Origin of the sequence: Sphingobacterium sp. UME9, from assembly GCF_014170215.1 — a bacterium.
GTDB classification, from domain to species: domain Bacteria; phylum Bacteroidota; class Bacteroidia; order Sphingobacteriales; family Sphingobacteriaceae; genus Sphingobacterium; species Sphingobacterium paramultivorum.
In genome coordinates this window covers 25,198-50,016 of sequence record NZ_LZZP01000003.1, presented here as the reverse complement: position 1 = coordinate 50,016, position 24,819 = coordinate 25,198, and the positions used below count along the sequence as shown (strand labels likewise).

Below are 24,819 nucleotides of genomic sequence, written 5' to 3'. Positions count from 1 at the left end.
AGATCTTAAGTATTTAAGTATTTGCTTAAATGCTTAAGATATTTTAATTTTGTGCAATCGTTAAAATATGAGTACAGCAAACCAATGTATCCGGGAAAAGGCAGACCCGGTTCAAATCAAAGCGTGTAAGGAAAAATTGAAGGATAAGGAAGTTCCATTTTCCCAATTATCCGCAATTCTGTCCTTGGCGGGAAGTGATGTTCGTTTAAAATTGCTTTACTTGCTCGATCGGGAAAAGCAGTTATGTCCCTGTGATCTCAGTGATATACTTGAAATCAGTATTCCGGCGGTTTCTCAGCATTTGCGCAAGCTTAAAGATGGCACCATAGTTGATTTTCGAAAGGAAGGCCAAACTATTTACTACTCGTTAAATAAAGTACATTTAAAGTTGCTCCAACCGTTTTTTAGTATAATAAACAAGGAGTTTTAAACCGGATAACATGAGCAAACCAATAAATAATACAAAACTTTTAGGATCAGGTATAATACTTGCTTTGGCTTCATCACTCTGTTGTATCGGCCCATTGTTGGCACTATTTGGTGCCGCAGGTGGCGCACTCTCCATGTTTAGTTGGATCGAACCCTTAAGGCCGTATTTAATGCTTGTTACAGCATTAGTGTTAGGCTTAGCTTTTTATCGTGTCTATAAACCGGTAAAAAAAGACGATTGTGGTTGCGATACAAAAAAAAGGCCAATGCAATCGAAGGCTTTTCTATGGATAGTGACAGTCATTTCTATTGGACTATTTTCCTTCCCTTATTATGAACCGTATTTTCGGAATCATACGACGGCGGCTTCTTCAGTTAAAAACACGAATCTGGAGCAAGTTATCTTAGTGATTGATGGTATGTCTTGTGCTGCCTGTGAAGGCCACGTTAACGAAGCAGTAAAAAATGAAGAAGGTGTCCAGGAAATTTCAACCTCTTATGATGAAGGACGATCAACTATAAAATTTGACCGCACAAAAACTTCAAGACAACAACTAGCAATGATCATTGAAAATAAAACCGGGTATAAAGTAAAAAAATAACTTCAGATGTCAACTAACAAAATAATACTAGAATCGACCCTTACCTGCCCAGTATGTAATCATCAAAAGGAGGAAATAATGCCGACTGATGCTTGCCAGTATTTTTATGAGTGTGAAGAATGCCACACTCGGCTAAAACCTCTAAACGGAGATTGTTGCGTATTTTGCAGTTATGGTACCGTAAAATGTCCGCCGATTCAGCTTGGCGATAATTGCTGCTCTTCTGAAAAATAAAAGTGAGTTTTAATGTAATTCCATGATTTAATTTTCAGCGTGATGTGGGATTAAGCTATAAAAATAGCGGCCTTTTAATGGTTGTCTTTTTTATACCTTGCCAACTGAATTTGTTTGAATTTTAAATCCTTAAATCGAATAGCCATTATACCACTTTGGAATCTTGAAAAGTTTGAAGTTTACGTGTTCCATATATGTGGTCTCATCAATTATTATTAACTATTAATACTAGGATTTACCGGGATAACGGTAGGAATTAGAATATTTTTCTGTATCTTTACAACTAATAAGTTCTTTAAATCGACACAAATCAGGTCAAATTAAATGGGACCCATTTCAGGGACCTATTTAAATAAAACATCTGTATACTATTGATATATAGCGAGATACAAAGGGATGTCATAATCCCAGCGGGATCACAAAAGAAAAGCTAATCGCAAGATTAGCTTTTCTTATTTAAACTGCATTAGGATTCGAAAGAAGGGTCGGCTGGGTTCGATCCAATGGAGGCTCAGGGCTGTGTTTGGGAAATGAGGGGTTGAGCCAATCCCAGCGGGATCACAAAGAAGAAAGCTAATCGAGAGATTAGCTTTTCTTGTTTTAAGACTATTAGGATTCGAAAGAAGGGGCGGCCGGGTTCGATCCAATGGAGGCTCAGCGCTGTGCTTCAAGGATAAAATGTATAACAGCCTCCATCCGTTGTACAGAGCAATCGGTTTCAATTTCCAATTTTCGTTGATTGCCGTTTCCAGTTTAGACAATGTCTGATTGTAAAATTTAGCTCTCATTACCTGCTGCTATTTTTCTTTCTTACCCTTTTCATTAGACTATAATTACACGCTCTGTTTTCTGCATATTCAATTTTATGTTCAGCTAGAAGCTGTACAATTATTTCGTTTGTTTCATCTTCATTAAGTCCTATTTTTTCCCCGAGGTCAATTTCATTGAGTTGACCGTCATTTTCTATTAATGCCCTGTAATATTTGTCTTTATTTTCCATAATTATATCTTTTTTTGCACAGCTATCATCATGTGTGGACTAAAGGGTAAAAGATAGCTGTCGTTTTCAGTAACTTGAATAAGTTCCATTAATGTTCTTCGTTTTTTGTTATTCAGCATATTGGTAAAGTATTCTTTATCCAACCATGCCATACCCTCAACCGCATAAGTATTTAGATAGGCTAAACCTTGATTTATAAATTCATCTTTTAGCTGTTGTGGCTTATGATAAAATGCTTCTGCTAAAAGCCAAGGGAAATCATCGGGCGGATTGTGCATACCCCTTATTAATTCTTCTTTGCACATGTCAAAAAATGGTTTCTTGTGAATTAAGCCGTTTAAAAGACCAACCAATGTTGATGCTGTATAATTGATGGCAAAACCCAAAATAATCCCATCATTCTTTAAAATTCGTTTAGCTTCGCAAATGGCTAAATCTCTATCCTCCTTTTTTTGAAGATGATAAAGAGGGCCGTGTAGTATTATTAGGTCTGCATAATTATCTGGAAATTCCAATTTTCGAGCTTCTCCTAAATGTACAAAAAACTTGTTCTTTAATCTATTCGCTCTGCTTTGGGCTATTTGTATATGTTTTGCAACTGGCTCTACCAAATGAACTTGATGTCCTTTTTTAGCAAGCCATTCCGAATACTTTCCCGTACCACCACCAATGTCTATTATTTTTGAAGATGAAGTTGGTATATACTTTTCTATGAGTGATTTAATTCTTTCAAATTCAAATACGCCCATTCCTTTGTCAAGTCGAGTTTCTTCGGATGCTCTGTTGTAAAATAGCTCTATATCTCTACTTATTAACTGTTTACTATTCATTTTTATTCATCGTTTCAGCACATTTTGAAATGTTGAATACACCGCAAAAGTGATAATGCAATCGATTTGATAATCGTTTGTTTTGTTTAAGATTAAGAAATAAGTCGATAGGATTATCTGTGCATTAAAAACCAAAAAATTTCAATGCATTAATTACTCTGTTTTTAGAGTTGTCTTTCGAGTAAGACCAGATAATATGTTAGCTATAGTATAACAGACCACAAAGATAGAAAATTTGGATTAATTTTTAACGGGGAATTGGCACTAATATTCCCCTGATTAAAAATCACTATTTTCATTGATTTTTTAACAGATCTAATTTGATAGTTTTGTTATGCACATTAAATAGCACAACGGATGAAAAATTTTGTTTTACTACTTTTAACCTTCTTAAGTATACCTACTCATGCCCAAGATAAATTAGCTTTAACGGATTTGGTGTATCCTGATTTAATTCCGACACTTATGCAGAACGGCTTATTTGGCTACTGTGACAAATCACTAAACGTTAAAATAAAGGCACTTTTTGAAAAAGCAGAACTATTCGAAGCTGATTACAATTTCCAACTTTTCCATGTAAATAATCCCGAGATCATTAAATATGGAACAGAAGACTATGCTTGGGTACTATTCAATGGTGAACGCTACCGTATCGATAAAAAGGGAACACGAGTATATAAATACAATGCCACCGATTTTAAAACAGGTGAAACAACAATTTATCTGTACAAAAATTCAACTGTTTATTATAGCGACAGCATAGATCAAAATACACTCTTTCAACATATCAAAGACAACCAGAGCGGAAAACAAATATTTCCGGAAGAGCAATCCATTCAGGAATTTCGCATAAAAAATAAGGCGTTGATTGAAGAAGGAGTTAAATTGATTTTCCGCCCCAAAAGAAAAGAAATACCTTACGTAGATTTTACCAGTGAGAACACTTTACTAAAGGGAATAAAAAATAGTGAGACCAATCAAATCATTGTAAAAGCAAAATATGCGAATATTGAGGAGCTTTATAATAATCCATTACGTGAACAGCAGTATCCGCTGTTTATTGGCTATCGCGGCGACCTCGACAAGGAAATATATGTCGGTCTGAATGGAACCGAGTACTACATCCAAAAAGAATAGCAAGCATTTTTTTCGGAGCCTTCAATCTCTTCAAAAGCAGTTGTAGCAACGATAACATCCGTAGGAGAAATGACACCCCACAGTAAAAACCTCAATGTCGGTATAAAGCCGGTTATAAATACGGCAGACACATTAGCGACACCTGTCACTATGAATCGCCCGGACGATTTTTTTATATGTATCTGCCGTAAGCCCCTTTTCCTCCTTGATGTTATATAAGAAATCTCCGTGTTTTATTAGCAATTTCTTTCGATGGAAATATTCGCAATAACTCGCTTCCGCTTAGAAAGCTGCATTTCTTACTCTGATTAACTTACCATCAATTTCATCCGTAAGAATATATAATTTACCCATGGGGCTTTGTGTCACTTTTCGTATCCTTACTCTATCATCAGTAAATAATTCCTCAACACGTTGTACATGCTCCCCTTCGATAACCATTCGCCATAAACTACCTTTCGACAATCCGCCCACAAGCAAGTTTCCCGTCCAAGCTGCAAACTCGCTTCCCGAATAAAAATGTACCCCAGTAGGTGCAACAGTGTGTAACCAGTACCATACAGGATCCGTATAGACATTATTGGGGATAGCTTTGGGTGCAAATTCCGCAAAACGATACTTCCCAGTCGTTTTCATTGGCCAACCGTAATTCGCTTCTGCATGGAGCACATTAATTTCGTCTCCTTGATGCGTACCGTGTTCGGTAAACCATATTTTGTTATGAGTTCTATCAAGCGTTATTCCTTGCGCCGCCCTAATTCCTATCGCATATAATCCAGGAGTCGCCTTACTTCCAAAATCCGGGTTATCCTTTGGGATAGTTCCATCAGAATTAATTCGATAAATTTTCCCTCTTTTATCTTCGACATTTTGTGCAATAGGAACAATTGGTTCATCCTGCTCAGAAAACAATCTTTCGCCAATGGTAAAATAGAGTTTACCATCGTTCCCAAACACCATTCCACCACCGTAGTGATACCGCTCTTTCGTATAAGGCTCAGCGACAAAAAGGACTTTAATTTGCTGTAAGGAGTCGTCTTTCAGCACTGCTCTTATAATTTTTGTCGTTCTGCTCGCTGACTTTTTGCCGACATACGATAAGTAAACATACTTATTTGTATTAAAATCGGGATCTAACAATATTTCAAATTTCCCGGTATTGTCCCCAAAACCAGCGATGCTATCCTCCAAATCGGTTGGATAACCTTGTATCTTAGTCTTTTCTTTGGTCAAAAGATTAATCTTCACAAGATGGCCTTCTTTCTCTGATATCAGCACGTCATTCTCTGACATAAAAGCAATACTCCACGGCCGTTTTAAACCTTCTATGATGATTTCCTTTTTCGGTAAAATAGCGTTTACATCAACTATTTTATGGGTTGTTCGTGTCGAAACTTTATCGGCAATAAACCAGCCCTCGTTGGTTTTCATCAGATTAAAATAGTCTATATATAGATCTCTCTCCGTGCTGATTTCAACTTTTGCGCTCCCCATATTGTTAGTAATATCCATCGCCACTATGCGCGTTTTTAAATTTTTGTTGCGCTCATGAGGTTTGAATAAACGGAGGTATTGATCTCTGGTAAACTCCACAAATTTACCATTGTTATAGTTCTTTAAATGACAGGAAGAATGCATAGCCTGTCCTAATTTAGTACTATCTCCGGTTGCCCAACCATCGAAATAAAGCTCTATTGTCTTTTCTATTAGCTGTCTTTCTGTCGGCTGATTTTGAGAAAATGCGGAAAAAAAAATAACGACAATTAACAAGAGAGTCAGAATTACATTTTTCATAAAAGTGTTTTGATAAGTAATAAAATTTTTATTTGACGCTCAAATTTGCACCTTACTTTTATGATTAGGGTCTTATAACCTAAATGCGGTACTACGATTTTATAATTCTGGAGTATTTAATTTCTGATAAACACTGGGAGTTATACCCTGTATCTTTTTAAACGCGGCAAAGAAAGTTGATTTTGCATTGAACCCGACTTCATCCGCCACAGCTTCAACCGTGAGGTTTGGATTACTTAACAATAGTTTACAGGCCTCATTTATTCTATACTCGTTCACAAAAAGGGTAAAATTCTTATCAATACTTTCATTTAGAATCTGTGAAAGTTGATGAGTGGAAATATTGATTGCTTTTGCCAACTCTGATATCTTCAAGTTTGGATTTTTAAAAAGCTCCTTTTCAGTCATTACCAGTGTTAACTTCCCTATTATTTGCTTTGCCTCCTCAGTATCTATTTTTTTGTCTGCATATTTCTGCAAAGAGAAAGAAGAGAGGTCATTCGTTTTTTTTCGATAAAGCAATGTAAATATGACGAGATAAATAATCAAAGAGAAGAAAATAGCGGCATGGATATAGCTGCCCTTGGTAATATTAAAAAATGCCCAAACGTAGGATACAAAAAGTAGCAATACCCCACCACATATGGTCAATATCCATTTTTCAAAAACTTTTATTTCTTCTTTACCAAACGCTTTTTTTATTATTGGTATCAGTAAAAAGACTGAAAAAACAATATAAATCCCCCATTGAAAATAAATGAGAGGGATGATGTAATGCCACCATAAAGGCGCAAAATATTGGTAAGGGTAAATAACACCGATTACAACAATCAATACAAACCAGGCGACAAGTTGCCATAACCACAGGCGAGGTAATCTTTTAATCTTTCTGATTTCAGATTTTATGAAGAAATACAAAAAAGGTCCGATAAAAAGACATGCGGTTAACCCGATTTGAAGAAATGTCCGTGGTAAATTGGCGTCAAAAAAATAAATAACCGATTTGCCAATCCGAATACTCAATACCATCAGCAATCCACCTAAAAGGTAATTAGGCAAATATTTCTTAGCTGTAAAGAAGATAAAATAAACACCTAAAATGAACGCGTTAAATGCTCCCAACAAACTAATAAAGAATAGAATTTTTTCAGCAAAGCTCATACTGCCCTCCCCTCTTTGAGATTCCTGCTATTGTGATAGCGATATAAGTTGCCGGATAAACAGATAATCTGGAGACTTCGCCATCTTTTTGTTGAATAGTTATTTTAACAAGAAGATGCTGCTTAAGTAAATTCGTTACTTTTTGCCCTGTTTTTAGCACAATTGCACCCCTATCCATTTTGGCTAAGGCTTGCATTCTAGATGAGTGAACTAAAGCAGAGATACTCGCAATAGTGTTCAGTATGGTTAGTGGAGAGAACATCGTTAATGGCATCACTATTTATATCACTCAAATATAAATATTTGAGCGATATAAATAGTGATTTAGGAATCAATTCCTAATTTGCAGATCTAATTCAAAGCGACAGCAATTTCTCTCGTTTTGATAATGAGCCGGCAAATTGTTTGTTTCAGTCAATTTAACCATTCCTAAGAAACTAAAACCTGCCGAAGTATAATGTTGAATCAATTTTGTGTTATTTCCCAAAGTGTCAAGGCGGACAAAACGTTTTCCAAGGTTCTTTGCATATTCTTTTGCCCAGTCTACGATTTCATCGATATATCTATTTCCCCTCAATTTTGGATTCGTACAGATACGGTGAATATAAATAGCATCGTTTTTATCTTTTTCGCCCCAAATCTCCTTATCTTCAAAGGTGATGGTCCAATTGCATGCTATTATATGGTCTATAACGATTTTCCATTGACGGCTCTCGTCTATTTCCTTTTTTAGATATGAATATTCAAAGGAAGGCCAAACGACCATCTTCCGCTGCATTTGCAAATCTCTGGCGGCATCATAAAGTGCCATTATATCTTCAATATCGCTTGTTAGACAATTTTTAACTTCCATAGCATAAAATATTTATAATGCAAATATCTATATACTTAAAAACTTAAAAAATCCGAATCCTGCGCAATTCGACACTGCGAGGTTTAGAAGATGTAGTCATTAAAAATCCTTTACTCAAATAAAGTAACATGCTTCCAAAGAATCTTCGGTATTTACCTAACTTTGCTAAATAGTTCCACAATACAGCTTAAGATACTAAAAACAGTCACTTGGTATGATAGAAAAACTCCTCTTCGAAATGAATACTTATGCTGCGCTTAGCCCAGCTACGACAGAAATTTTGAAAACTATCTTTCAGGTGAAGCAGTTCAAAAAAAATGAACATATTCTACGTGCTGGAGAATATGCTAAGTACTATTATTTTATATGCAATGGATTATTAGGTTATTATAAATCAAACGCTGATGGCAATATTATCTACAAAATGTTTTTTGAAGAAAATAGCTTTTGCGCTTCCACCGCCGCCATCATTGAAGAAAAACCGAGCACCTTCAACATCATTGCACTCGAAGATGTGGAGTTAATTCAATATTCAGCCAAGGCTTTCCGTGAGCTTGTCCGCACAAAGCATGATTTGGCGCTCTTTCAGATAGCCTACCTGGAAAAGAATTGGGTTGTCAAAAAAGAACCACTTGAAATCGAGCTCAAGTGGGAATCTGCAAAGGAACGTTATCTTGAACTTCATAAGAATCAGGTGCTTTTCAAACGCCTCAAGCAGCATCATATCGCCTCCTATCTTGGTGTAACTCCCACGCAATTAAGCCGTATCCGTAAGGAATTAAAAGAATAATTCCATCAACATGTGTACACGTTTTTAAAGATTAAACTGTTGAATTTTGCCTTATAGAGACAAAATTTTAAAATATGAAAACAGTATACACGCTCCTATTTTCTGCCCTTAGCCTACCACTGGCGGCACAAAAAGTCGTTAAGACAAAAATCCATAGTACCAAAATGGACAAAAATATTGAAACCATTATAATTACACCCGACATGCAAGACGGGATCAATTATAAAACAGTTTATATTCTCCATGGTTATAGCGGCAACCCCACCCGTACCGTGCAAGAAGACATTCCGGACTTAATCCAAAAAGCAAAAACATTTCAGACGATCTATGTACTACCAGATGGAAATTTCAATTCTTGGTACGTAGATAGTCCCATCGATCCACATGTACAGTACACCACTTTTATCGGAAATGAGCTAGTAAGTTACATCGATCATCACTACCCGACGAAACAAAACCGAGATGCGCGCGGAATACTGGGCTGGAGCATGGGTGGCTACGGAGCATTGCACATCGGCATAGCCTATCCACAGACATTTTCGATCGTCGGAAGTTCATGCGGTGCTATTGATTTCGACCGCTTCGGACAAGCCTACCAGCAATATCAGGTAGACAAGGTATTGGGCGATTATAAAAATCTGAACGATGTAGACCGCATCTACAGCAACGAAGATAAAATGAAACTAAATAAACAACGCTATATCCTCGATTGTGGGACCGAGGACCTACAAATGCTGGAAATGAACCGTATATTCCACAAGCATCTGACCGACAAAAACATCGAGCACCTTTACATCGAATCAAAAGGAGGACACGATACTGCTTATTGGAGCAAATCACTATCACAACAATTGGCTTTATTTCAAAACTACTTTCAACATGAAGGATTATAGATCGACACTCTATGTTGCTGCCGGCGCTTGCAGCTATGGACTGCTCGCAACAATTGTGAAATATGCAAACCATTTAGGGATACACACAAGTCTGTTGACCTTTCTGCAGTTTATGTTTGGTTTTCTTTTTTTGTTAGCCTTTAATCTGTTGTCAAAGCGTAATGCAGAAGAACATAAAGTCATCAAATTTTCATCAAAAATTAAACTGATGGTCTGGGGCATTTCCCTTGGTCTAACAACAACACTTTACTATCTCTCCATCCAATATATCCCCGTATCCGTTGGAATTATTTTACTGATGCAATCCATTTGGATAAGTTTGGTTGCAGAAGCTATGCTGTTGAAAAAGTTTCCGTCAAAGGGCAAGATAACAGGAGTTATTATTGTTTTGTTAGGCACGACTTTAGCAACCAATCTCTTCCAAAACAATAATAACCTTGATTACAGAGGAATAATACTGGGTTTCGGAGCGGGAATAAGTTATGCGCTGGCAATTTATGCATCAAGCAAAGTGGAGAAAGAGTTACCGAGTCCGATACGTAGCCAATTCTTGGTCTTAGTCGGACTGCTGCTCATCGTAGCATTTTGGAACATTGATATTATTCGGTATATGCAACCTAATGCATTACCTTGGGGATTATTGATTGCCATTTTTGGAACTATTCTTCCACCCTTACTATTTACAAAAGGAATCCCAAAAACCGGCATAGCGATGGGAAATATTATTTCCAGTTTAGAAATTCCCGTTTCTACCTTATCTGCCATGTTGGTTCTACAGGAAGTTGTTTCAGGATTCCAATGGTTTGGCATACTCCTGATTTTAATGGCCGTCATTATAATTAATGTTGGTAAGTCGTAGTAGCCAGCCAATGATTAAATCTATTATATTGCCATAAGATCAGCACCCATACCGGAACTATGGTTGCAGCCATGTGGAGCATTTCAAATAAGTTGGATGCTCCACCAGTTTGGATCAGAAAGGACGAAAACAATAGGCTAACTGCGGCGGGCAATAAAACAAAGGATAGTGCCCGTGCGAGCCTACTGCTTCTGAATTGCTTATTTAGATTTAGAAAAATAGACATCGTACCAATCGCAATACAGAGTGCCACGAATGAAAGCAGCAATTCAGTAAATAAGGGCATGTAACACCGTGCTCTTTTTGCCGCCTCATTATTTGCCTGAAGTATAGCTGTAAGGACAAAGGTCGTCAATACACTAAACCCTATAACTCGCAAGAAAATAAAACTTAGCTTTCTTTTCATCAGCACACTATTTTAAAATAAATAAACAAAGCGGCGAATAGGCCTGAACTCCTCGTTCCCTCTTATTCCCTTTAATACATTTCGACCAGTTCCTGCGGGGAGCTGCAATTCCAAAACTGAATTCAACGCTGGTTTTTCACAAGTTACAGCTGAAAAATCCCACTAACATCAAGCTTTAATAAAGAAAATAATCTTTTTAAAGGTGCAAATTAATCCTTGAAAGATAAATGTCAAAGTAATATTGGACGTGGTATTGACGATATTGAACGCTTGGACCTTAATATTTGTCGGCACGCTACCCCTGATTATTTTTTCATTTTTTTACTAAGGTTTATCCTTCCTGTTACGTATCTATCTAAAATTATACACCATGAGATTGACTGATGATATCAAACAACTAATCATAAAGTACATTGGCGACAATTTAACGTCCGATGAAAAGGCTGATTTAAAGTTATGGTTGGATGAATCAGCAGAACATCGTATTTTTTTTGAAGACCTCCTGGATAGCCATGACTTGATAAATGACTTGAATCAATGGAGCGCGCTTCAGGATTCAGATACAATGGATTGGAACGAAAGTTTAAAAGCAAAGACCCTAGAAACAATTCGGACCACTGCGGTAAAATCATCCCCCATCAGAAATATGAAACGCTTGCTTCCCTACGCTGCAGCTTTAATAAGCATAATCTTAGGAGGTTTGATGTATTTCATGGTTAGGAAACAAGTTGCACCAGTCAGTAATCGAATCGTCTTAAATGACGTAGAAGCACAGAGCAACCAGGCAGAAATACGGCTTTCGAACGGCAAAGTGCTCCAGGTATCGAGTCAGAAAGGAGCTTTGGTTTCAGGAGACAATTTAACCTACGAAGACGGTACTATCCTTCAAAACGCATCTTTAAAAGGAGATCTGATGGCCACAGTCAATACCCCCGCAGGCACAATGCTGCAACTCCAATTGGAAGATGGATCGGAGATTACGCTCAATGCAAAAACAACACTTAAATACCCACTTCATTTTGCAAAAAACAAACGTGTTGTTGAAGTGGACGGCGAAGCCTATTTTAAAATTGCAAAAAATAAAAAGGTACCGTTCCATGTCCTTTCCAACGGGCAACAAATTGAAGTCACGGGTACTGAATTCAACGTAAACACTTATTCGAAATCCCAAAGTACTACAACGCTTGTGGAGGGAAGTATCAATCTATCGGCGCAAGGGCAAACATTACAGCTCAAGCCCAATCAGCAAGCGCTCTTAGCTTCGGGTCAACTATCGAAAAAAGTGGTCGATCCCGCTAATTACATCGCATGGCTCGACAACAAATTTTATTTTAATGAAACGGACCTTCATACTGCTCTACAACTGATCGGTCAATGGTATGACCTGCAAATCATCTACACGCAACCGATAAAAGAAACACTTTTATATGGCGAAATTAAACGCACGAAAAGTCTCGCGGCAGTCCTAAAGATCCTGGAGCGTAGCCATATTAAATTTGAATTGATCCAAGAAAATGGAGTTCGTAAACTCTTTGTTTCAAACTAACCAATTATCCATAAAATAACCCAAAAACAACAATTATGAGAAAACCAACCTAACGAGACCAAACGAGATACTAAAAAAGCCGACCAATGCTACGAACATTAATCGGCCATAATAGCGATCTCCATTTTTGACCGATTTACCCAATCAGTTTAATAATAGATTATATCCCTAATTCAACAAATTTATGAATTTTAATTTTCTTGTTCATAGAAATCGAATTGCTGTGAACATACCCAAGCAATGGAAGACCAAAATGAAGCTTAGTGCCTTTTTTACCCTTGCATGTGTTGTTAAGCTGTCGGCAGCTAGCTACGCACAATCAATTACTATTAACGCCCAAAAAATGTCTTTGGTGCAGGTATTACGTACCATCCAAAAACAGAGTGGCGTCCCCTTTCTGTTGAATGGTAAAGAACTTGCCGACATTAAAATTGAGGCGCAGGTTCGTAATATGCCTTTAGAAAAAGCCATACAGGTTCTCTTAAAAGACCAACCTGTCGATTGGAGTTTTCAGGACAATATGCTTGTCGTAACGAAGTTAAAAACAAATTATCCGACTTATGAGCTTCCAAATAACTACACGTTAGTACAACAAACCCGCACATTCAAAGGAAATGTTCACGATAGTAAAGGAACAATACTCCAGGGCGTGACGATCATGATAAAAGGTTCGACTAGAGCAACCACGACAGATGAAAGTGGTAACTTTCAGATCGAAGCAAATAATAATGCCGTACTCGTAATTAAAATGATCGGCTACCAAACCAAAGAAATCCCATTATCCAACCAGCTTTACCTGAATATTGAACTTAGCCAACAGGTCGATGCTTTGGAAGAAGTCGTCGTCGTAGGATACGGTACGACAAAAAAGAAAGAATTAATCGGTTCGGTTTCGCAGGTGGACGGAAAGCAGTTGGCAAAACGTACTGTCCCACAACTTGCTCAGGCCCTCACAGGTCAAATGCCCGGTGTGACCGTCATACAACGATCTGGTCAGCCTGGAGCAGCAAACAATACCATACAGATCCGTGGTGTGGGTTCGTTCGGTGCAAGTACCGACGCACTTATTTTAGTCGACGGTATACCCACCAATTCCTTCAATGATATCGATCCAAATGATGTTGCATCGATCTCGGTACTGAAAGACGCCTCTTCGGCAGCCATATACGGAGCTAGAGCCGCCAACGGCGTTATTCTGGTTACAACAAAAACCGGGGCAACAGGTGGAAAATTAACGGTCAATTACAATGCCTATTACGGTATCCAGAAACCAACAGCTTTCCCCGAATTTGTCAACTCTTGGGAGTACGCTTCCTTGCTTAATGAAACGACAAGTGGCGGCGGCGGCTACACCGCAGAGGAGATCCAAAAATTTAAAGATGGCTCGGATCCCGATAACTATCCAAATAGTAACTACTTGACCAGTTCATTCAAGTCCCAAGCGGCGCAAACAGGCCACAACTTAAATATATCCAATACAACTGATAAAATACAATACACCTTATCTGCTGGCTTTCTCAATCAAAAAGGTATTGTCATCAAAAACAATTTTGACAAATACAATGTCCGCCTCAATCTCATATCAAACCTCAATGACAAGCTCAAATTAACTACGCGGGTAGCGGCAATTCAGACCGAAACAGACGAACCGGCAGCACCAGCAACGCTTGACTTCTCCAGCATGACGGATATTATTTCTCAGGTGATTCGCTATCCAGCCATATACCCGATACGCCTGAGCAATGGCGACTGGGGCGCAGGGAATAACTTGAAGGGGACACCTGTATCTTTCCTGGAGAGCGAATCCTTCTACAAAGAAAAAGTGTCCAATATCTCAGGAAACGCAAGACTCGACTGGAAACCGATTTCAGATCTGACCTTGTCTGCTATTGGGGGCTATACACAGACGAATGGCCGCACAAAACTTTTCAGAGCTTCGCAACGGATCAACAATTCCATTACGCTCGGACCTTCCAACCTCAATCAAACTGCTCCTTATGAAACGTATAAAACTTTTCAGGCCTTAGCAGACTATAATAAAACGATCGGGGAACATTCCTTGAAAATATTGGGCGGTTATTCTTTCGAGAAAGGCTACAGCGAAGGTTTAAGCGCTTACCGCCAGAATTTCCCCAGCAATGATCTTACCGAATTAAATGTAGGTTCACCAGATGGACAACAAAACACTGGTACTGCTACTGAGTGGGCATTGGAATCGTTATTTGCACGCGTACAATATAATTATGCCAAGAAATACCTTGTCGAAGGTGTTGTTCGATACGATGGATCTTCCCGTTTTCCAACGAATAAAAAATATGCCACCTTCCCTTCGATTGCAGTAGGTTGGCTACTAAGCGAAGAATCGTTTATAAAAGACCATTATAGTTGGATAGACGAATTGAAAATCAAAGGATCTTATGGGATTCTCGGTAACCAAAATATTGTCAATAATGTCCAACAGCGCGTTGTCTCTAACTACCCATACCAGGATGTTTTAAATCCGGGTTACAATTACCCCTTTGGAAACACTATTTCTCCAGGGGTCGCCCGAACCACAATTGTTGACCCTATGCTACGCTGGGAATCGACCCGAACGGCAGATGCGGGCGTTGAAGTGGCTTTATTTAAAAATTTACTGACATTCAGCAGTACCTATTACAACCGATATACTTACGATATTTTGGTGAGCCCAGGTTCTAGTGTTTCCAAAATTTTGGGTTTTGAAGTAGGTGTACAAAATTCTGGAAAACTTCGAAATACAGGATGGGAATTTACACTAGGGCATCAAAAAAAATTAAATGATTTTTCTTACAACGTAAATCTGAACTTCTCTACGGTCAAAAATAGGGTCGTCGATTTGGGAGTCGGCAATATCAATCAACCGAATGGCTTAGTGGGAAATGGTTCCACCCTGTTTATCGGTTACCCGATTCAAGCCTACTACGGCTATCAGGCCGATGGCTTGTTTATTGACGCAGCCGATATTGCAAGCTATGCCAATCAAACCAGCATCAACCCCAAACCGCAACCGGGTGATATCCGATACAAGGACATCAGTGGCCCCGACGGTGTACCTGATGGAAAAGTAGATGCTACATACGACCGAACTGTAATTGGATCACGCATCCCCAAATACACCTACGGGATGAATATCGGAATGAATTACAAAGGGTTTGACTTAGGAATACTTCTTCAAGGTGTAAGCGGTGTCAAAGGCTTATTGGACAATTATGCTGGATTTGCGTTGACACAAAACGGCAATATCCAACGCTGGCAAGCTGACGGCAGATGGACTGCAGCCAATCCCGATCGAAATGCCATATATCCAAGAATTGAACAATTGCCGAATACCGGCACACCAAATACCCTGCTATCAGACTACTGGTTACTGGATGCGAGCTACCTACGGCTCAAGAACATCCAATTGGGCTATACCATTCCTAAGCATATCCTTAACAAATGGAAATTGTCGGGTCTAAGGGTTTACGCAAATGCCGAAAACCTATTCACGAAAAGCAACTATAGAAAAGGATGGGATCCCGAAATCAATTCAAGCGGAGCCTACTACCCTATTATGCGCAATTTTACATTTGGGGTTAACCTTAGTTTTTAACCAATCGATAAAAAACCATGATACACATCTCATACAAACCTATAAAATTGGCCTTATGCATTCTTTTTGCATCAAGCCTAAGTACCAGTTGCAAAAAACAACTGGAAACCAATCCACTGGATAAATTTGCCAACGAAACCTTTTGGACAAACGAAACGAATGCTCGAGCAGCGCTGACAGGATTATACAAAGCGGAAATACAAATGAACTCCCTCGCCGAATTCAGCCCTACAGATTGGTGGTCCTATAACGGTCTGCTTTACCTGGAGTTTGCTTCGGACAATGCCTACGATAGACGTGGTGATAATTCGGTTTTCAATAAACTATCCGATGGTACATTAACAAGCAATAATAGCAACTTAGACAATTATTGGATGTATACCTACAAGAAAATCGCCCGTGTAAATTATTTTCTTGAAAACATAGATAAAACTCCTATTTCAGCAGATCTACTCGCACGATTTAAAGCAGAAGCCCGGTTTATTCGTGCTTGCCAATATTTCTACCTGTCCCAATACTGGGGTGATGCCCCTTTAATTACCAAAACTTTAACGCCCAGTGAAGCAAATCAGGTTTCCAAAGCGAAAAAACAGGAATTGGTTACATTTGTCGCGCGTGAATTGCAGGAAGCAGCAAACGACTTACCTAACTATGGCAAATTGACTACCGCAGAACGGGGCCGCGCAAGTAAACAGGCAGCCCTCGCTTTCCTTGGACGCATCCAACTGGCAGAAAAATCTTACGCCGACGCTATCAAAAGCTATGAGCAGATCATCAATGCCAATGAAAATAGCATAGATCCTAACTATTCAGGCTTATTTAATGGAACCAACGAAACGAGTAAAGAGATTATTTTTGCCACGCAGTACTTGGTTGATCTTGCCGGAAACGGTATGTTTCAGCACAATTTTCCGGCAATCGCAGGCGGCTGGCACCTTCACTGCCCGCTCGGTAGTCTTGTAGAAAGCTATGGTTTCACCGATGGAACGGCATTTTCGTACGATGATGCGCGGTATAATGCGCAAGACATCAGCAAAAACCGGGATCCGCGTTTATCCTTCACGGTGATAACGAATGGTGACCGTTTCAAAAACCTTAAATATACGTCTCACCCCGACTCCACCCTATCTATCGACCAATTGACAACCACAAAACAGGCCACACGTACGGGCTACGGATTACGCAAGTTCAACGACGAAGGGTTTAGTGGAAACTTACAAAACTCTGGAGCCGACGTTCCTATTGTACGCTACGCCGAAGTTCTCCTGAGTTACCTTGAAGCCAAACTCGAAAATGGAGATCCTATTACCAGCGACCTACTGGACAAAACCATCAACGCTGTCAGAAAAAGAAGCAGCGTTAATATGCCAGCCATTAACGTCCAAAGTAGTACCACCTTGCGCACGACGTTACGCAACGAAAGACGTATTGAACTCGCATTGGAAGGACTTCGTTATTGGGATTTACTACGTTGGGGTATCGCAAAGGATGTACTGAAAGGTGACTTTTATGGCGCCCCATTTCCAAATGCGAAAAATCTTCGTATAAAATCCGGTGGAAGTAAAGACCCTTATAGCCGATGGTATGTGACCAGCAAGTCCTTCCGGGCTGGCCAAGATGAACATTGGCCAATTCCGCAAAATGAAGTTAATATCAATCCAAATTTAAAATAGTATCTTGGGTATCGTCAATTGTCAAACGATACCCTCTAAACAAAATTTAACGTATATGAAGAAGCCACTATCCCTAACGTTATTACTCTCCTCGAGCCTTTTCGCAGCGCTCCCCACGATTAGTTTTGCCCAAAAGGCTAGTAAACCGAATGTGATCTATATTTATGCTGACGACCTTGGTTTTGGTGATTTAAGCAGCTATGGTGCTAAACAAATCGAAACCCCCAACCTGGATAAGCTCGCCCAAAGCGGCGTACGATTTACCAATGCTCATAGTACTTCGGCAACTTGTACCCCTTCTCGTTTTGCATTGATGACCGGAACGTATCCCTGGCGTCAGGAAGGAACAGGCATTCTGCCAGGAGATGCCAAGCTAATCGTTCCTACTGATAAAATCACCTTACCCAAAGTATTTAAACATGCGGGCTACGCTACTGCCATTGTTGGCAAATGGCATATGGGACTCGGAAATCAGGTCCAAAAAGACTGGAATGCCCCCATCAAACCCGGACCTAATGATGTAGGTTTTGACTATTCATTCATTTTTCCTGCAACAGCAGATCGCGTCCCAACAGTGTTCCTTGAAAATGATCAGGTCGTCGCTGCAGAGGCCAATGATCCAATCCTGGTCGACTATGAAAAGAAAATAGGTAACGACCCCACAGGAAAAGAGCATCCCGAACTGCTCAAAATGCATTCTTCACCTGGCCAGGGACATAATCAAACTATTGTCAACGGTATCGGAAGAATCGGTTACATGAGCGGTGGAACACGTGCCAGATGGGTAGATGAAGAAGTTTCCACAACATTTCTTCACAAAGCCCAGGACTTTATTTCGCAACATCAAAACAAACCGTTCTTTCTCTACTTCTGCTTGACAGAACCACACGTCCCTCGCATGCCAGCAACACAATTTAAAGGTAAAAGCAAACTTGGCTACCGCGGCGATGCAATTCTTCAATTGGATTGGACCGTCGGACAAATTCAACAGCAATTGCAACTTTTGGGACTTGACAAAAACACGATTATAATTTTCAGCAGCGACAACGGCCCCGTTCTCGACGACGGCTATATGGATGGCGCTGTGGCCCAGCAAAATGGCCATTTACCCGCAGGTCCACTACGCGGTGGCAAATATAGCATCTTCGAAGGTGGAACTCGCGTGCCCTTTATCGTAAGTGGCAAGGGCGTTGCACAGGGAAAAGTTTCCAATGCATTGATCAGCCAAATAGATCTCTTGGCAACAAGTGCCCAATTATTGGATGTTCCACTAAAGGCAGATGAAGCAAAAGACAGCGCGCCACTCTTGAAAACCTTAACCGGTCAGGATAATAAGGGACGTAGCAGTATGGTTCAGCATGCACAGACACTTGCCATCGTAAAGGACGAATGGAAATATATTGCGCCAAGCAAAGGTTCCCCCTACATGAAATTAACCGATACTGAAACAGGAAGTCTTCCGGAAGATCAGTTATACGATCTTAAAAATGATATCGGCGAAAAGAATAATGTGGCTTCAAAATATCCAGAAAAGGTCGCTGAACTCAAGCAATTATTGGAAGGAGAACGTAAAAAATGAAACTAAAAGTTGGACTCTCCCTCATCCTCCTCGGATGGGGGACTCTTTTTGCACAACAAAAGAAAAAGCAGCATAAATTGCCCAATATCATATTTTTTTATGCGGACGATTTAGGTTATGCCGAAACTGAGCCCTATGGACAACGATTGATCAAAACACCAAATATCCAACAGCTGGCACATGAAGGTTTACGCTTTATAAACCACTATACAAGTACACCAGTATGCGCCCCAGCCCGTTGCATGTTATTAACAGGCAAGCATGGTGGCCAATCTTATATTCGTGGAAATTATGAATTGGGCGGTTTCGCAGATAGCCTCGAGGGTGGCCAGATGCCACTACCTGAAGGAACGTATACCATGGCTCACCTATTTAAAAAAGCCGGTTATCAGACCGCTGCCATCGGAAAGTGGGGACTTGGAATGAATAATTCCACCGGAAGCCCCAATAAACAGGGATTTGACTATTTCTTCGGTTACCTGGACCAAAAACAGGCACACAATTACTACCCAACACATCTTTGGGAAAATGAAACAAAATATCCCCTTCAAAACAAGGAAAAATTTGTCCATTCTCCTTTGGATTCCAGTAAGGCCACGGCGGAGGAATTCAAACAGTTTGACGGTAAGGAATATGCACCTGAACTAATGACAGAGAAAGCACTGGCTTTTATCGACAAAAACCAACACAAACCTTTTTTCTTATACCTTCCTTATACATTGCCGCACTTATCACTACAAGTTCCTCAGGAATATGTAGATAAATATAAGGACCTCTTCCATGACAAACCTTATTACGGACAGGACGGCTATACGGCTACCCCCTATCCAAGAGCAACCTATGCAGGTATGATCACCTATCTGGATGACCAGGTCGGTACTATTATGAAGCATATCAAATCATTAGGAATAGATGACAATACCATTATTTTGTTCTCCAGTGACAACGGAACTGGCTTTAATGGAGGCATAGATTATCGTTTTTTTCGCAGTGTCGATTCACTTCGAGGATTGAAAATGGATGTTTTTGAAGGCGGTATCAAAGTTCCGTTAATTGTCAGGTGGCCCAACCATATCAAAGCGAATTCCGAAACAGACTTGATTTCGGCCCAGTACGATCTCATGGCTACCTTCGCTCAGCTGGTTCAACAAAGCCCCGGCCACAGCAATGGGCTCTCCCTCCTTCCAACCTGGCTGGGTGAAAAGAACCAACAAAAACATCAATATCTTTATTTCGAATATCCAGAAAAGGGCGGCCAGATCGCCATACGCGAAGGACGCTGGAAGGCCGTCAAACTCGATCTGAAGAAAAACCCTAAAGCAAAATGGCAATTATATGATTTAACAACAGACCCTTGGGAAGAAAAAAATATCGCGGCACAGCACCCACAAATGCTGCAGCATTTCGATGAAATTGTCAATAATGAACACCAGCCTGCTCATATACAGGAATGGGAGATTGTAGCGAATAAGATGATTAAAAAATAAATCGATTTCTTTCTTAATTTTTTAATCTTAAAAAACTTGGGTTGTCCGGATTGAATCATGACAACCCAAGTTTTTTATGTAATTTAGCCAAGCAATCCATAGCGGGGCTCGAATGTGAATTTACCTATTGAATGATGTATTGACCATAAGGAGCACAACATATCCCGAAGGCCAACGTAAAACGATCAATAACCAAGTATGCGGCAAATAGAATCATACATCAATACACTGAAAGAAGGTGATGAAATGGCTTTATGCTTTTTTATGGATCATTTTGGTCATTCTTTACGCTATTTTGCCTTTTCTTATCTCCGCAATAAAACCGATGCCGAGGAAATTGTCTCAGATGTTTTTGTTAAACTCTGGAATAATAGACAAAAGGTAGAGCATTATGAAAGCCTCAAAGCCTTTCTTTTTATCGCTACTAAAAATGCCTGTATCGATATGCAAAGAACTACTCAATTCAAAATACGGAAAGAGGAACTCGATATTCTGCAGCATATGTCAGTTCCGGATGAAGATGTACTCAAGAAGATATTCCGAACAGAACTCACCGAGTTGTTACTTGCTGAAATCAATTTGCTTCCCAAACAACAAGCTCAGATCTGCAAGCTCAGTTTTTTGGAAGGCTTGAATACAGATGAAATTTGTGAAACATTGAACACAACCGCATCAACCATCTATTATGCGAGATCCAAAGCATTGCATGCGTTAAAAGAACGTTTCAAATCGAAAAAATTTGAATATCTCACCATCCTAATGCTGACAGCATGGTATACCTTCAAAAGTTAACGGCTACCACACAGCCCTCATCCTCCTCCCAGAAATTTATAAAAGAAAGTAAACAGCTTGTTATTAAGTGTTTAGTGGAGTAATAATCAAAAAAAACGATCACAAAAAAAAGCTTAGCATTCGGTCGGGCGACCTGCTAAGCTTTTATAAATACCTCTTTGTAAGAGGCAATCAACCTAAACCTAGGACAAAGATAGTGGTTCAAATGATATAAACAAAAATTTTGTTATATTTTTTTTCAACTCCCATAAATTTGTTTTAGCACAGCAATCACAAAAGGAATAGTAAGTGTACAATGTACACTACAATCTTTTTGCATTTTTCAACAGGCTATTTTTTTGGTAGCTTCGCTCAGCTAGTCTCAACCACAGTATTTAACCATTGCATTATTTAAATTTACTATAGAATGATCTGTCACCTCATTGCATCATTTTATCAATTAATCTTTTCTTTATAGACTCAATTGGCTCAATAGACAGGCTCGAAATTAGGGGTTGCCCTTTTTAAAGCTCCTTTTAGCGATCCAATTGGCTTGAATATCAAGTTTAGTTTCAATTTGCATAGGCATGACTTATCGCGACAGTATTTGTGCTATCTAAACAGCGATATTTCATTTAATTATTTAGTAACTTTGGAATAAATCAAAAAAAATATCATGTTTACTGGAATCATAGAAACCCTAGGAAAAATAGAAAATATCGAACAGGAAAAAAGCAATATACATTTTTACGTCAGTTCTGCTATTTCCAATGAACTTAAAATAGACCAGAGTGTAAGTCATAATGGCGTTTGTCTTACCGTTGTGGGATTGAACAATGATCTACATAAAGTTACGGCAATTGATGAAACCCTACAGAAGACAAATCTCGCTCAATTAAAGGTGGGCGACCTGATCAATCTGGAACGTTGTACTTTGGCAGGCGGAAGATTTGATGGACATATCGTCCAGGGACATGTGGATCAGACTGCGCGTTGTATCCAAAAGAAAGATGAAAATGGTAGTTTTATTTTTACCTTTCAATATGATGTTTCCAAACAAAATATCACCGTAGAAAAAGGATCCATTACCGTAAATGGTATCAGCTTGACCGTAGTAGACTCAAAAGACGATCAGTTTTCCGTTGCTATCATTCCGTATACACTAGAGCATACCAATTTGCAACAAGTTGAAGTGGGTAGCACAGTCAACTTGGAATTTGATATTATCGGAAAATATGTCACAAAGATTATGGCTTTGCGTGCTTAAAAAATTTGCTGTGCTTCCTTGGGTTTAAAGCCAACCCAAGGAAGCCTATCCGAACACGCTTCATTTCGAGTTCTAACAATGTGTACTCGATTTATTCCAAATAATGCCCCTGACGTATCAGTAACGCGCGATATTTGTTGAATACACTCGATTTGGAAACAAAGCCCATATACTTATTTTCATCCCCTAAAACTGGAAGTATCCACGTGTCGTCCTTATTCATTTTAGCCATCACAATTTCCATGTTTTCATTGATTCCTACCGTATCATTTGGCTTCTGGGCTAATTTTTCAAAGGTCGTATCTCCCCCATCCACTTCGCCCAATAATACCGAAAATAGAAACTCGCTATAAAGAAGCCCCATAAATTTCCCTTCGTAATCCACCACCGGAAAGATATTGCGTTTACTATGGATGATGTCGGTTTGTCGACCTTTTGGTGTTTCGTCAGGGCGTAAGATCACAAAATTAGTTTCCAATACATATTTTATCCGCATCATACTTAACACGGATCGATCCTTGTCTTCATAAGAAATCAGATCACCAGACTCCGCCAATACCTTGGTGTAAATGGAATGCTTTAAAACCGACCGATTAATCAAATAGGAAATGGAACAAACCAGCATCAATGGAACCATCAAGGTATAACCTCCCGTCACTTCTGCAATCAAAAATATGCCCGTCAACGGCGCATGCATAATGCCGCTCAACGCACCGGCCATCCCTGCTACCACAAAATTTGGTACATTTAACTCGGCAATTCCCGTCAAGTTTACACCATAAGAAAATGCAAAGCCCAACAGACCTCCCATCACTAAGCTTGGCCCAAATACCCCACCATTTCCACCGCCATTTAAGGTAAATAATGCAGCAAGGGATTTTCCAAATAAAGTCAATATCGTATAGCCCAGGACGACTAATCCCATATCCTTGTAGTCTGAGAACAAGCTGTTCTTAACAATCGAGTTAAACTGACCATTGAGAATCTGCTGAATGGTAATATAGCCCTCACCATACAGCGCTGGGAATACAAAAATCATCAGACCTAAGGCAATACCACTGACCCACACTTTATTATAGGGATTCTTAATCTTAGAAAACCATTTCCCCACACTCCTGGAAACACGTGCAAAGTAAATCGTATAAAGCCCAATCAGCACAGCTAATAGCAAATAAAACAACAATGCCGAAACTTGCCAATCGGAATTGAACGTACTGAATAAGGGTTCATTATAAAGCACCCGAGAGACAACAGAAGCCAATGCCGATGAGATCAGCAAAGGAATGAACACTGGAATTGAAAATTCGGGAAGCAAGATCTCGATAGCAAAAATCATTCCTGCCAAAGGGCTGTTGAAGGCGCCTGAAATTCCTGCAGCTGCACCACAAGCCAATAACATGGTAACTTCCTTATACTGCAATCCAAAGAAACGGGCGATATTAGAACCGATAGAAGAACCACCCAAAGCAACAGGAGCTTCCAAACCACAGGACCCGCCAAAGCCAACAGTAATAGCCGAGGTCACCACCTGAGAATAAATATTGCTGGGATCCAATCGGCTGCCTTTCCGACTGATGGCATAAATAATCGGGGTAATCCCGTGCTCCATCTTCTTCCCTTTCAAAAATTTGCGAACAAAAAACACGCTGAGCAGAATCCCGATTAATGGAAAAATCAAGTAAACCGAGTATTTTACTTTCCAATCGATATCATCCTGTATAGTTGTTGCAATAAAATGGGTTAATCTTTTTAGCACAGATGCCATAATACCACCAACAATTCCAACCAAAAACGCGAGTATAATGATAAAGTTCCGGTTAGAAACTTTCTTCATCCGCCATTGATTGATCTGGTCTATTTTTTTAAAAAAACGTCTTTTGAGGTTTCTCATATCG

General features: G+C 39.5%; 21 protein-coding genes. 14 read left to right on the top strand and 7 right to left on the bottom strand.

The window, feature by feature from the left end; all coding sequences use genetic code 11:
* Nucleotides 1-67: 67 nt before the first annotated feature.
* The 3 genes from A9970_RS01700 to A9970_RS28840 are packed head-to-tail and all read left to right on the top strand — an operon-like array spanning nt 68 to nt 1,265.
* On the top strand, nt 68-430 hold the full coding sequence (locus A9970_RS01700) for a metalloregulator ArsR/SmtB family transcription factor (protein WP_070569791.1): 363 nt from the start codon (nt 68-70) through the stop codon (nt 428-430).
* A gap of 10 nt (nt 431-440) precedes the next feature.
* On the top strand, nt 441-1,031 hold the full coding sequence (gene merTP / locus A9970_RS01695; protein ID WP_070569789.1) for a mercuric transport protein MerTP: 591 nt from the start codon (nt 441-443) through the stop codon (nt 1,029-1,031).
* Between the two features lie 6 nt (nt 1,032-1,037).
* Entirely contained in the window at nt 1,038-1,265 is a 228-nt protein-coding gene (locus A9970_RS28840) for a GDCCVxC domain-containing (seleno)protein (protein ID WP_083296100.1), read from the top strand.
* A gap of 787 nt (nt 1,266-2,052) precedes the next feature.
* Here A9970_RS28840 and A9970_RS01690 read toward each other — a convergent pair.
* Complete coding sequence (locus A9970_RS01690) at nt 2,053-2,265, bottom strand: hypothetical protein (protein WP_182981075.1); 213 nt, start codon at nt 2,263-2,265, stop codon at nt 2,053-2,055.
* Between the two features lie 2 nt (nt 2,266-2,267).
* Nucleotides 2,268-3,095: a bifunctional 2-polyprenyl-6-hydroxyphenol methylase/3-demethylubiquinol 3-O-methyltransferase UbiG gene (locus tag A9970_RS01685; RefSeq protein WP_182981074.1), complete on the bottom strand. Its 828-nt coding sequence runs from the start codon at nt 3,093-3,095 to the stop codon at nt 2,268-2,270.
* A gap of 357 nt (nt 3,096-3,452) precedes the next feature.
* Here A9970_RS01685 and A9970_RS01680 point away from each other — a divergent pair, with 357 nt between their 5' ends.
* Entirely contained in the window at nt 3,453-4,232 is a 780-nt protein-coding gene (locus tag A9970_RS01680) for a hypothetical protein (protein ID WP_182981073.1), read from the top strand.
* 282 nt (nt 4,233-4,514) lie between these two features.
* Here A9970_RS01680 and A9970_RS01675 read toward each other — a convergent pair whose 3' ends face one another.
* The 3 genes from A9970_RS01675 to A9970_RS01665 all read right to left on the bottom strand — a co-directional run bounded on the left by A9970_RS01675 (nt 4,515) and on the right by A9970_RS01665 (nt 8,040).
* Entirely contained in the window at nt 4,515-6,026 is a 1,512-nt protein-coding gene (locus A9970_RS01675; RefSeq protein ID WP_182981072.1) for a PQQ-dependent sugar dehydrogenase, read from the bottom strand.
* A gap of 99 nt (nt 6,027-6,125) precedes the next feature.
* Nucleotides 6,126-7,187: a helix-turn-helix domain-containing protein gene (locus A9970_RS01670; protein ID WP_182981071.1), complete on the bottom strand. Its 1,062-nt coding sequence runs from the start codon at nt 7,185-7,187 to the stop codon at nt 6,126-6,128.
* A 331-nt stretch (nt 7,188-7,518) separates the two neighbouring features.
* Entirely contained in the window at nt 7,519-8,040 is a 522-nt protein-coding gene (locus tag A9970_RS01665) for a GNAT family N-acetyltransferase (RefSeq protein WP_182981070.1), read from the bottom strand.
* Nucleotides 8,041-8,254: 214 nt separating this feature from the next.
* Here A9970_RS01665 and A9970_RS01660 point away from each other — a divergent pair, with 214 nt between their 5' ends.
* From A9970_RS01660 to A9970_RS01650, 3 genes are all read left to right on the top strand, one after another.
* Nucleotides 8,255-8,830 carry a Crp/Fnr family transcriptional regulator gene (locus tag A9970_RS01660; protein ID WP_182981069.1) on the top strand — a complete coding sequence of 192 codons (576 nt, stop codon included), beginning with the start codon at nt 8,255-8,257 and terminating at the stop codon, nt 8,828-8,830.
* A 74-nt stretch (nt 8,831-8,904) separates the two neighbouring features.
* The gene (locus A9970_RS01655) at nt 8,905-9,723 is read left to right on the top strand and encodes an alpha/beta hydrolase family protein (protein ID WP_182981068.1); all 819 of its coding nucleotides are present in this window, start codon (nt 8,905-8,907) and stop codon (nt 9,721-9,723) included.
* A complete protein-coding gene (locus tag A9970_RS01650) occupies nt 9,710-10,582 on the top strand; it encodes a DMT family transporter (protein WP_182981067.1) in 873 nt (290 codons plus the stop codon). The genes A9970_RS01655 and A9970_RS01650 overlap by 14 nt, the downstream gene beginning before the upstream one ends.
* Here A9970_RS01650 and A9970_RS01645 read toward each other — a convergent pair.
* The gene (locus A9970_RS01645; protein WP_182981066.1) at nt 10,563-10,988 is read right to left on the bottom strand and encodes a hypothetical protein; all 426 of its coding nucleotides are present in this window, start codon (nt 10,986-10,988) and stop codon (nt 10,563-10,565) included. The genes A9970_RS01650 and A9970_RS01645 overlap by 20 nt on opposite strands.
* A 370-nt stretch (nt 10,989-11,358) precedes the next feature.
* On the opposite strand from A9970_RS01645, the gene A9970_RS01640 reads away from it, so the two are divergent.
* From A9970_RS01640 to A9970_RS01610, 7 genes are all read left to right on the top strand, one after another.
* The gene (locus A9970_RS01640; protein WP_182981065.1) at nt 11,359-12,534 is read left to right on the top strand and encodes a FecR family protein; all 1,176 of its coding nucleotides are present in this window, start codon (nt 11,359-11,361) and stop codon (nt 12,532-12,534) included.
* A 184-nt stretch (nt 12,535-12,718) separates the two neighbouring features.
* Nucleotides 12,719-16,147, top strand: coding sequence for a TonB-dependent receptor (locus A9970_RS01635; protein WP_182981064.1), 3,429 nt, complete (start codon nt 12,719-12,721; stop codon nt 16,145-16,147).
* A gap of 17 nt (nt 16,148-16,164) precedes the next feature.
* Complete coding sequence (locus tag A9970_RS01630) at nt 16,165-17,820, top strand: RagB/SusD family nutrient uptake outer membrane protein (RefSeq protein ID WP_182981063.1); 1,656 nt, start codon at nt 16,165-16,167, stop codon at nt 17,818-17,820.
* A gap of 55 nt (nt 17,821-17,875) precedes the next feature.
* The gene (locus A9970_RS01625; RefSeq protein ID WP_182981062.1) at nt 17,876-19,399 is read left to right on the top strand and encodes a sulfatase-like hydrolase/transferase; all 1,524 of its coding nucleotides are present in this window, start codon (nt 17,876-17,878) and stop codon (nt 19,397-19,399) included.
* A complete protein-coding gene (locus tag A9970_RS01620; RefSeq protein WP_182981061.1) occupies nt 19,396-20,886 on the top strand; it encodes an arylsulfatase in 1,491 nt (496 codons plus the stop codon). The genes A9970_RS01625 and A9970_RS01620 overlap by 4 nt, the downstream gene beginning before the upstream one ends.
* A 198-nt stretch (nt 20,887-21,084) precedes the next feature.
* Nucleotides 21,085-21,678: an RNA polymerase sigma factor gene (locus A9970_RS01615; RefSeq protein WP_088161078.1), complete on the top strand. Its 594-nt coding sequence runs from the start codon at nt 21,085-21,087 to the stop codon at nt 21,676-21,678.
* Nucleotides 21,679-22,333: 655 nt separating this feature from the next.
* A complete protein-coding gene (locus tag A9970_RS01610; protein ID WP_046675860.1) occupies nt 22,334-22,924 on the top strand; it encodes a riboflavin synthase in 591 nt (196 codons plus the stop codon).
* A 91-nt stretch (nt 22,925-23,015) separates the two neighbouring features.
* On the opposite strand, the gene A9970_RS01605 is transcribed toward A9970_RS01610, so the two are convergent.
* Nucleotides 23,016-24,815: a chloride channel protein gene (locus tag A9970_RS01605; RefSeq protein ID WP_075992018.1), complete on the bottom strand. Its 1,800-nt coding sequence runs from the start codon at nt 24,813-24,815 to the stop codon at nt 23,016-23,018.
* Nucleotides 24,816-24,819: the final 4 nt, after the last annotated feature.

Coding starts and splice junctions, on each gene's coding strand:
- A9970_RS01700 (WP_070569791.1), top strand. CDS start 68: ATGAGTACAGCAAACCAATGTATCCGGGAAAAGGCAGACCCGGTTCAA.
- merTP (WP_070569789.1), top strand. CDS start 441: ATGAGCAAACCAATAAATAATACAAAACTTTTAGGATCAGGTATAATA.
- A9970_RS28840 (WP_083296100.1), top strand. CDS start 1,038: ATGTCAACTAACAAAATAATACTAGAATCGACCCTTACCTGCCCAGTA.
- A9970_RS01690 (WP_182981075.1), bottom strand. CDS start 2,265: ATGGAAAATAAAGACAAATATTACAGGGCATTAATAGAAAATGACGGT.
- A9970_RS01685 (WP_182981074.1), bottom strand. CDS start 3,095: ATGAATAGTAAACAGTTAATAAGTAGAGATATAGAGCTATTTTACAAC.
- A9970_RS01680 (WP_182981073.1), top strand. CDS start 3,453: ATGAAAAATTTTGTTTTACTACTTTTAACCTTCTTAAGTATACCTACT.
- A9970_RS01675 (WP_182981072.1), bottom strand. CDS start 6,026: ATGAAAAATGTAATTCTGACTCTCTTGTTAATTGTCGTTATTTTTTTT.
- A9970_RS01670 (WP_182981071.1), bottom strand. CDS start 7,187: ATGAGCTTTGCTGAAAAAATTCTATTCTTTATTAGTTTGTTGGGAGCA.
- A9970_RS01665 (WP_182981070.1), bottom strand. CDS start 8,040: ATGGAAGTTAAAAATTGTCTAACAAGCGATATTGAAGATATAATGGCA.
- A9970_RS01660 (WP_182981069.1), top strand. CDS start 8,255: ATGATAGAAAAACTCCTCTTCGAAATGAATACTTATGCTGCGCTTAGC.
- A9970_RS01655 (WP_182981068.1), top strand. CDS start 8,905: ATGAAAACAGTATACACGCTCCTATTTTCTGCCCTTAGCCTACCACTG.
- A9970_RS01650 (WP_182981067.1), top strand. CDS start 9,710: ATGAAGGATTATAGATCGACACTCTATGTTGCTGCCGGCGCTTGCAGC.
- A9970_RS01645 (WP_182981066.1), bottom strand. CDS start 10,988: ATGAAAAGAAAGCTAAGTTTTATTTTCTTGCGAGTTATAGGGTTTAGT.
- A9970_RS01640 (WP_182981065.1), top strand. CDS start 11,359: ATGAGATTGACTGATGATATCAAACAACTAATCATAAAGTACATTGGC.
- A9970_RS01635 (WP_182981064.1), top strand. CDS start 12,719: ATGAATTTTAATTTTCTTGTTCATAGAAATCGAATTGCTGTGAACATA.
- A9970_RS01630 (WP_182981063.1), top strand. CDS start 16,165: ATGATACACATCTCATACAAACCTATAAAATTGGCCTTATGCATTCTT.
- A9970_RS01625 (WP_182981062.1), top strand. CDS start 17,876: ATGAAGAAGCCACTATCCCTAACGTTATTACTCTCCTCGAGCCTTTTC.
- A9970_RS01620 (WP_182981061.1), top strand. CDS start 19,396: ATGAAACTAAAAGTTGGACTCTCCCTCATCCTCCTCGGATGGGGGACT.
- A9970_RS01615 (WP_088161078.1), top strand. CDS start 21,085: ATGCGGCAAATAGAATCATACATCAATACACTGAAAGAAGGTGATGAA.
- A9970_RS01610 (WP_046675860.1), top strand. CDS start 22,334: ATGTTTACTGGAATCATAGAAACCCTAGGAAAAATAGAAAATATCGAA.
- A9970_RS01605 (WP_075992018.1), bottom strand. CDS start 24,815: ATGAGAAACCTCAAAAGACGTTTTTTTAAAAAAATAGACCAGATCAAT.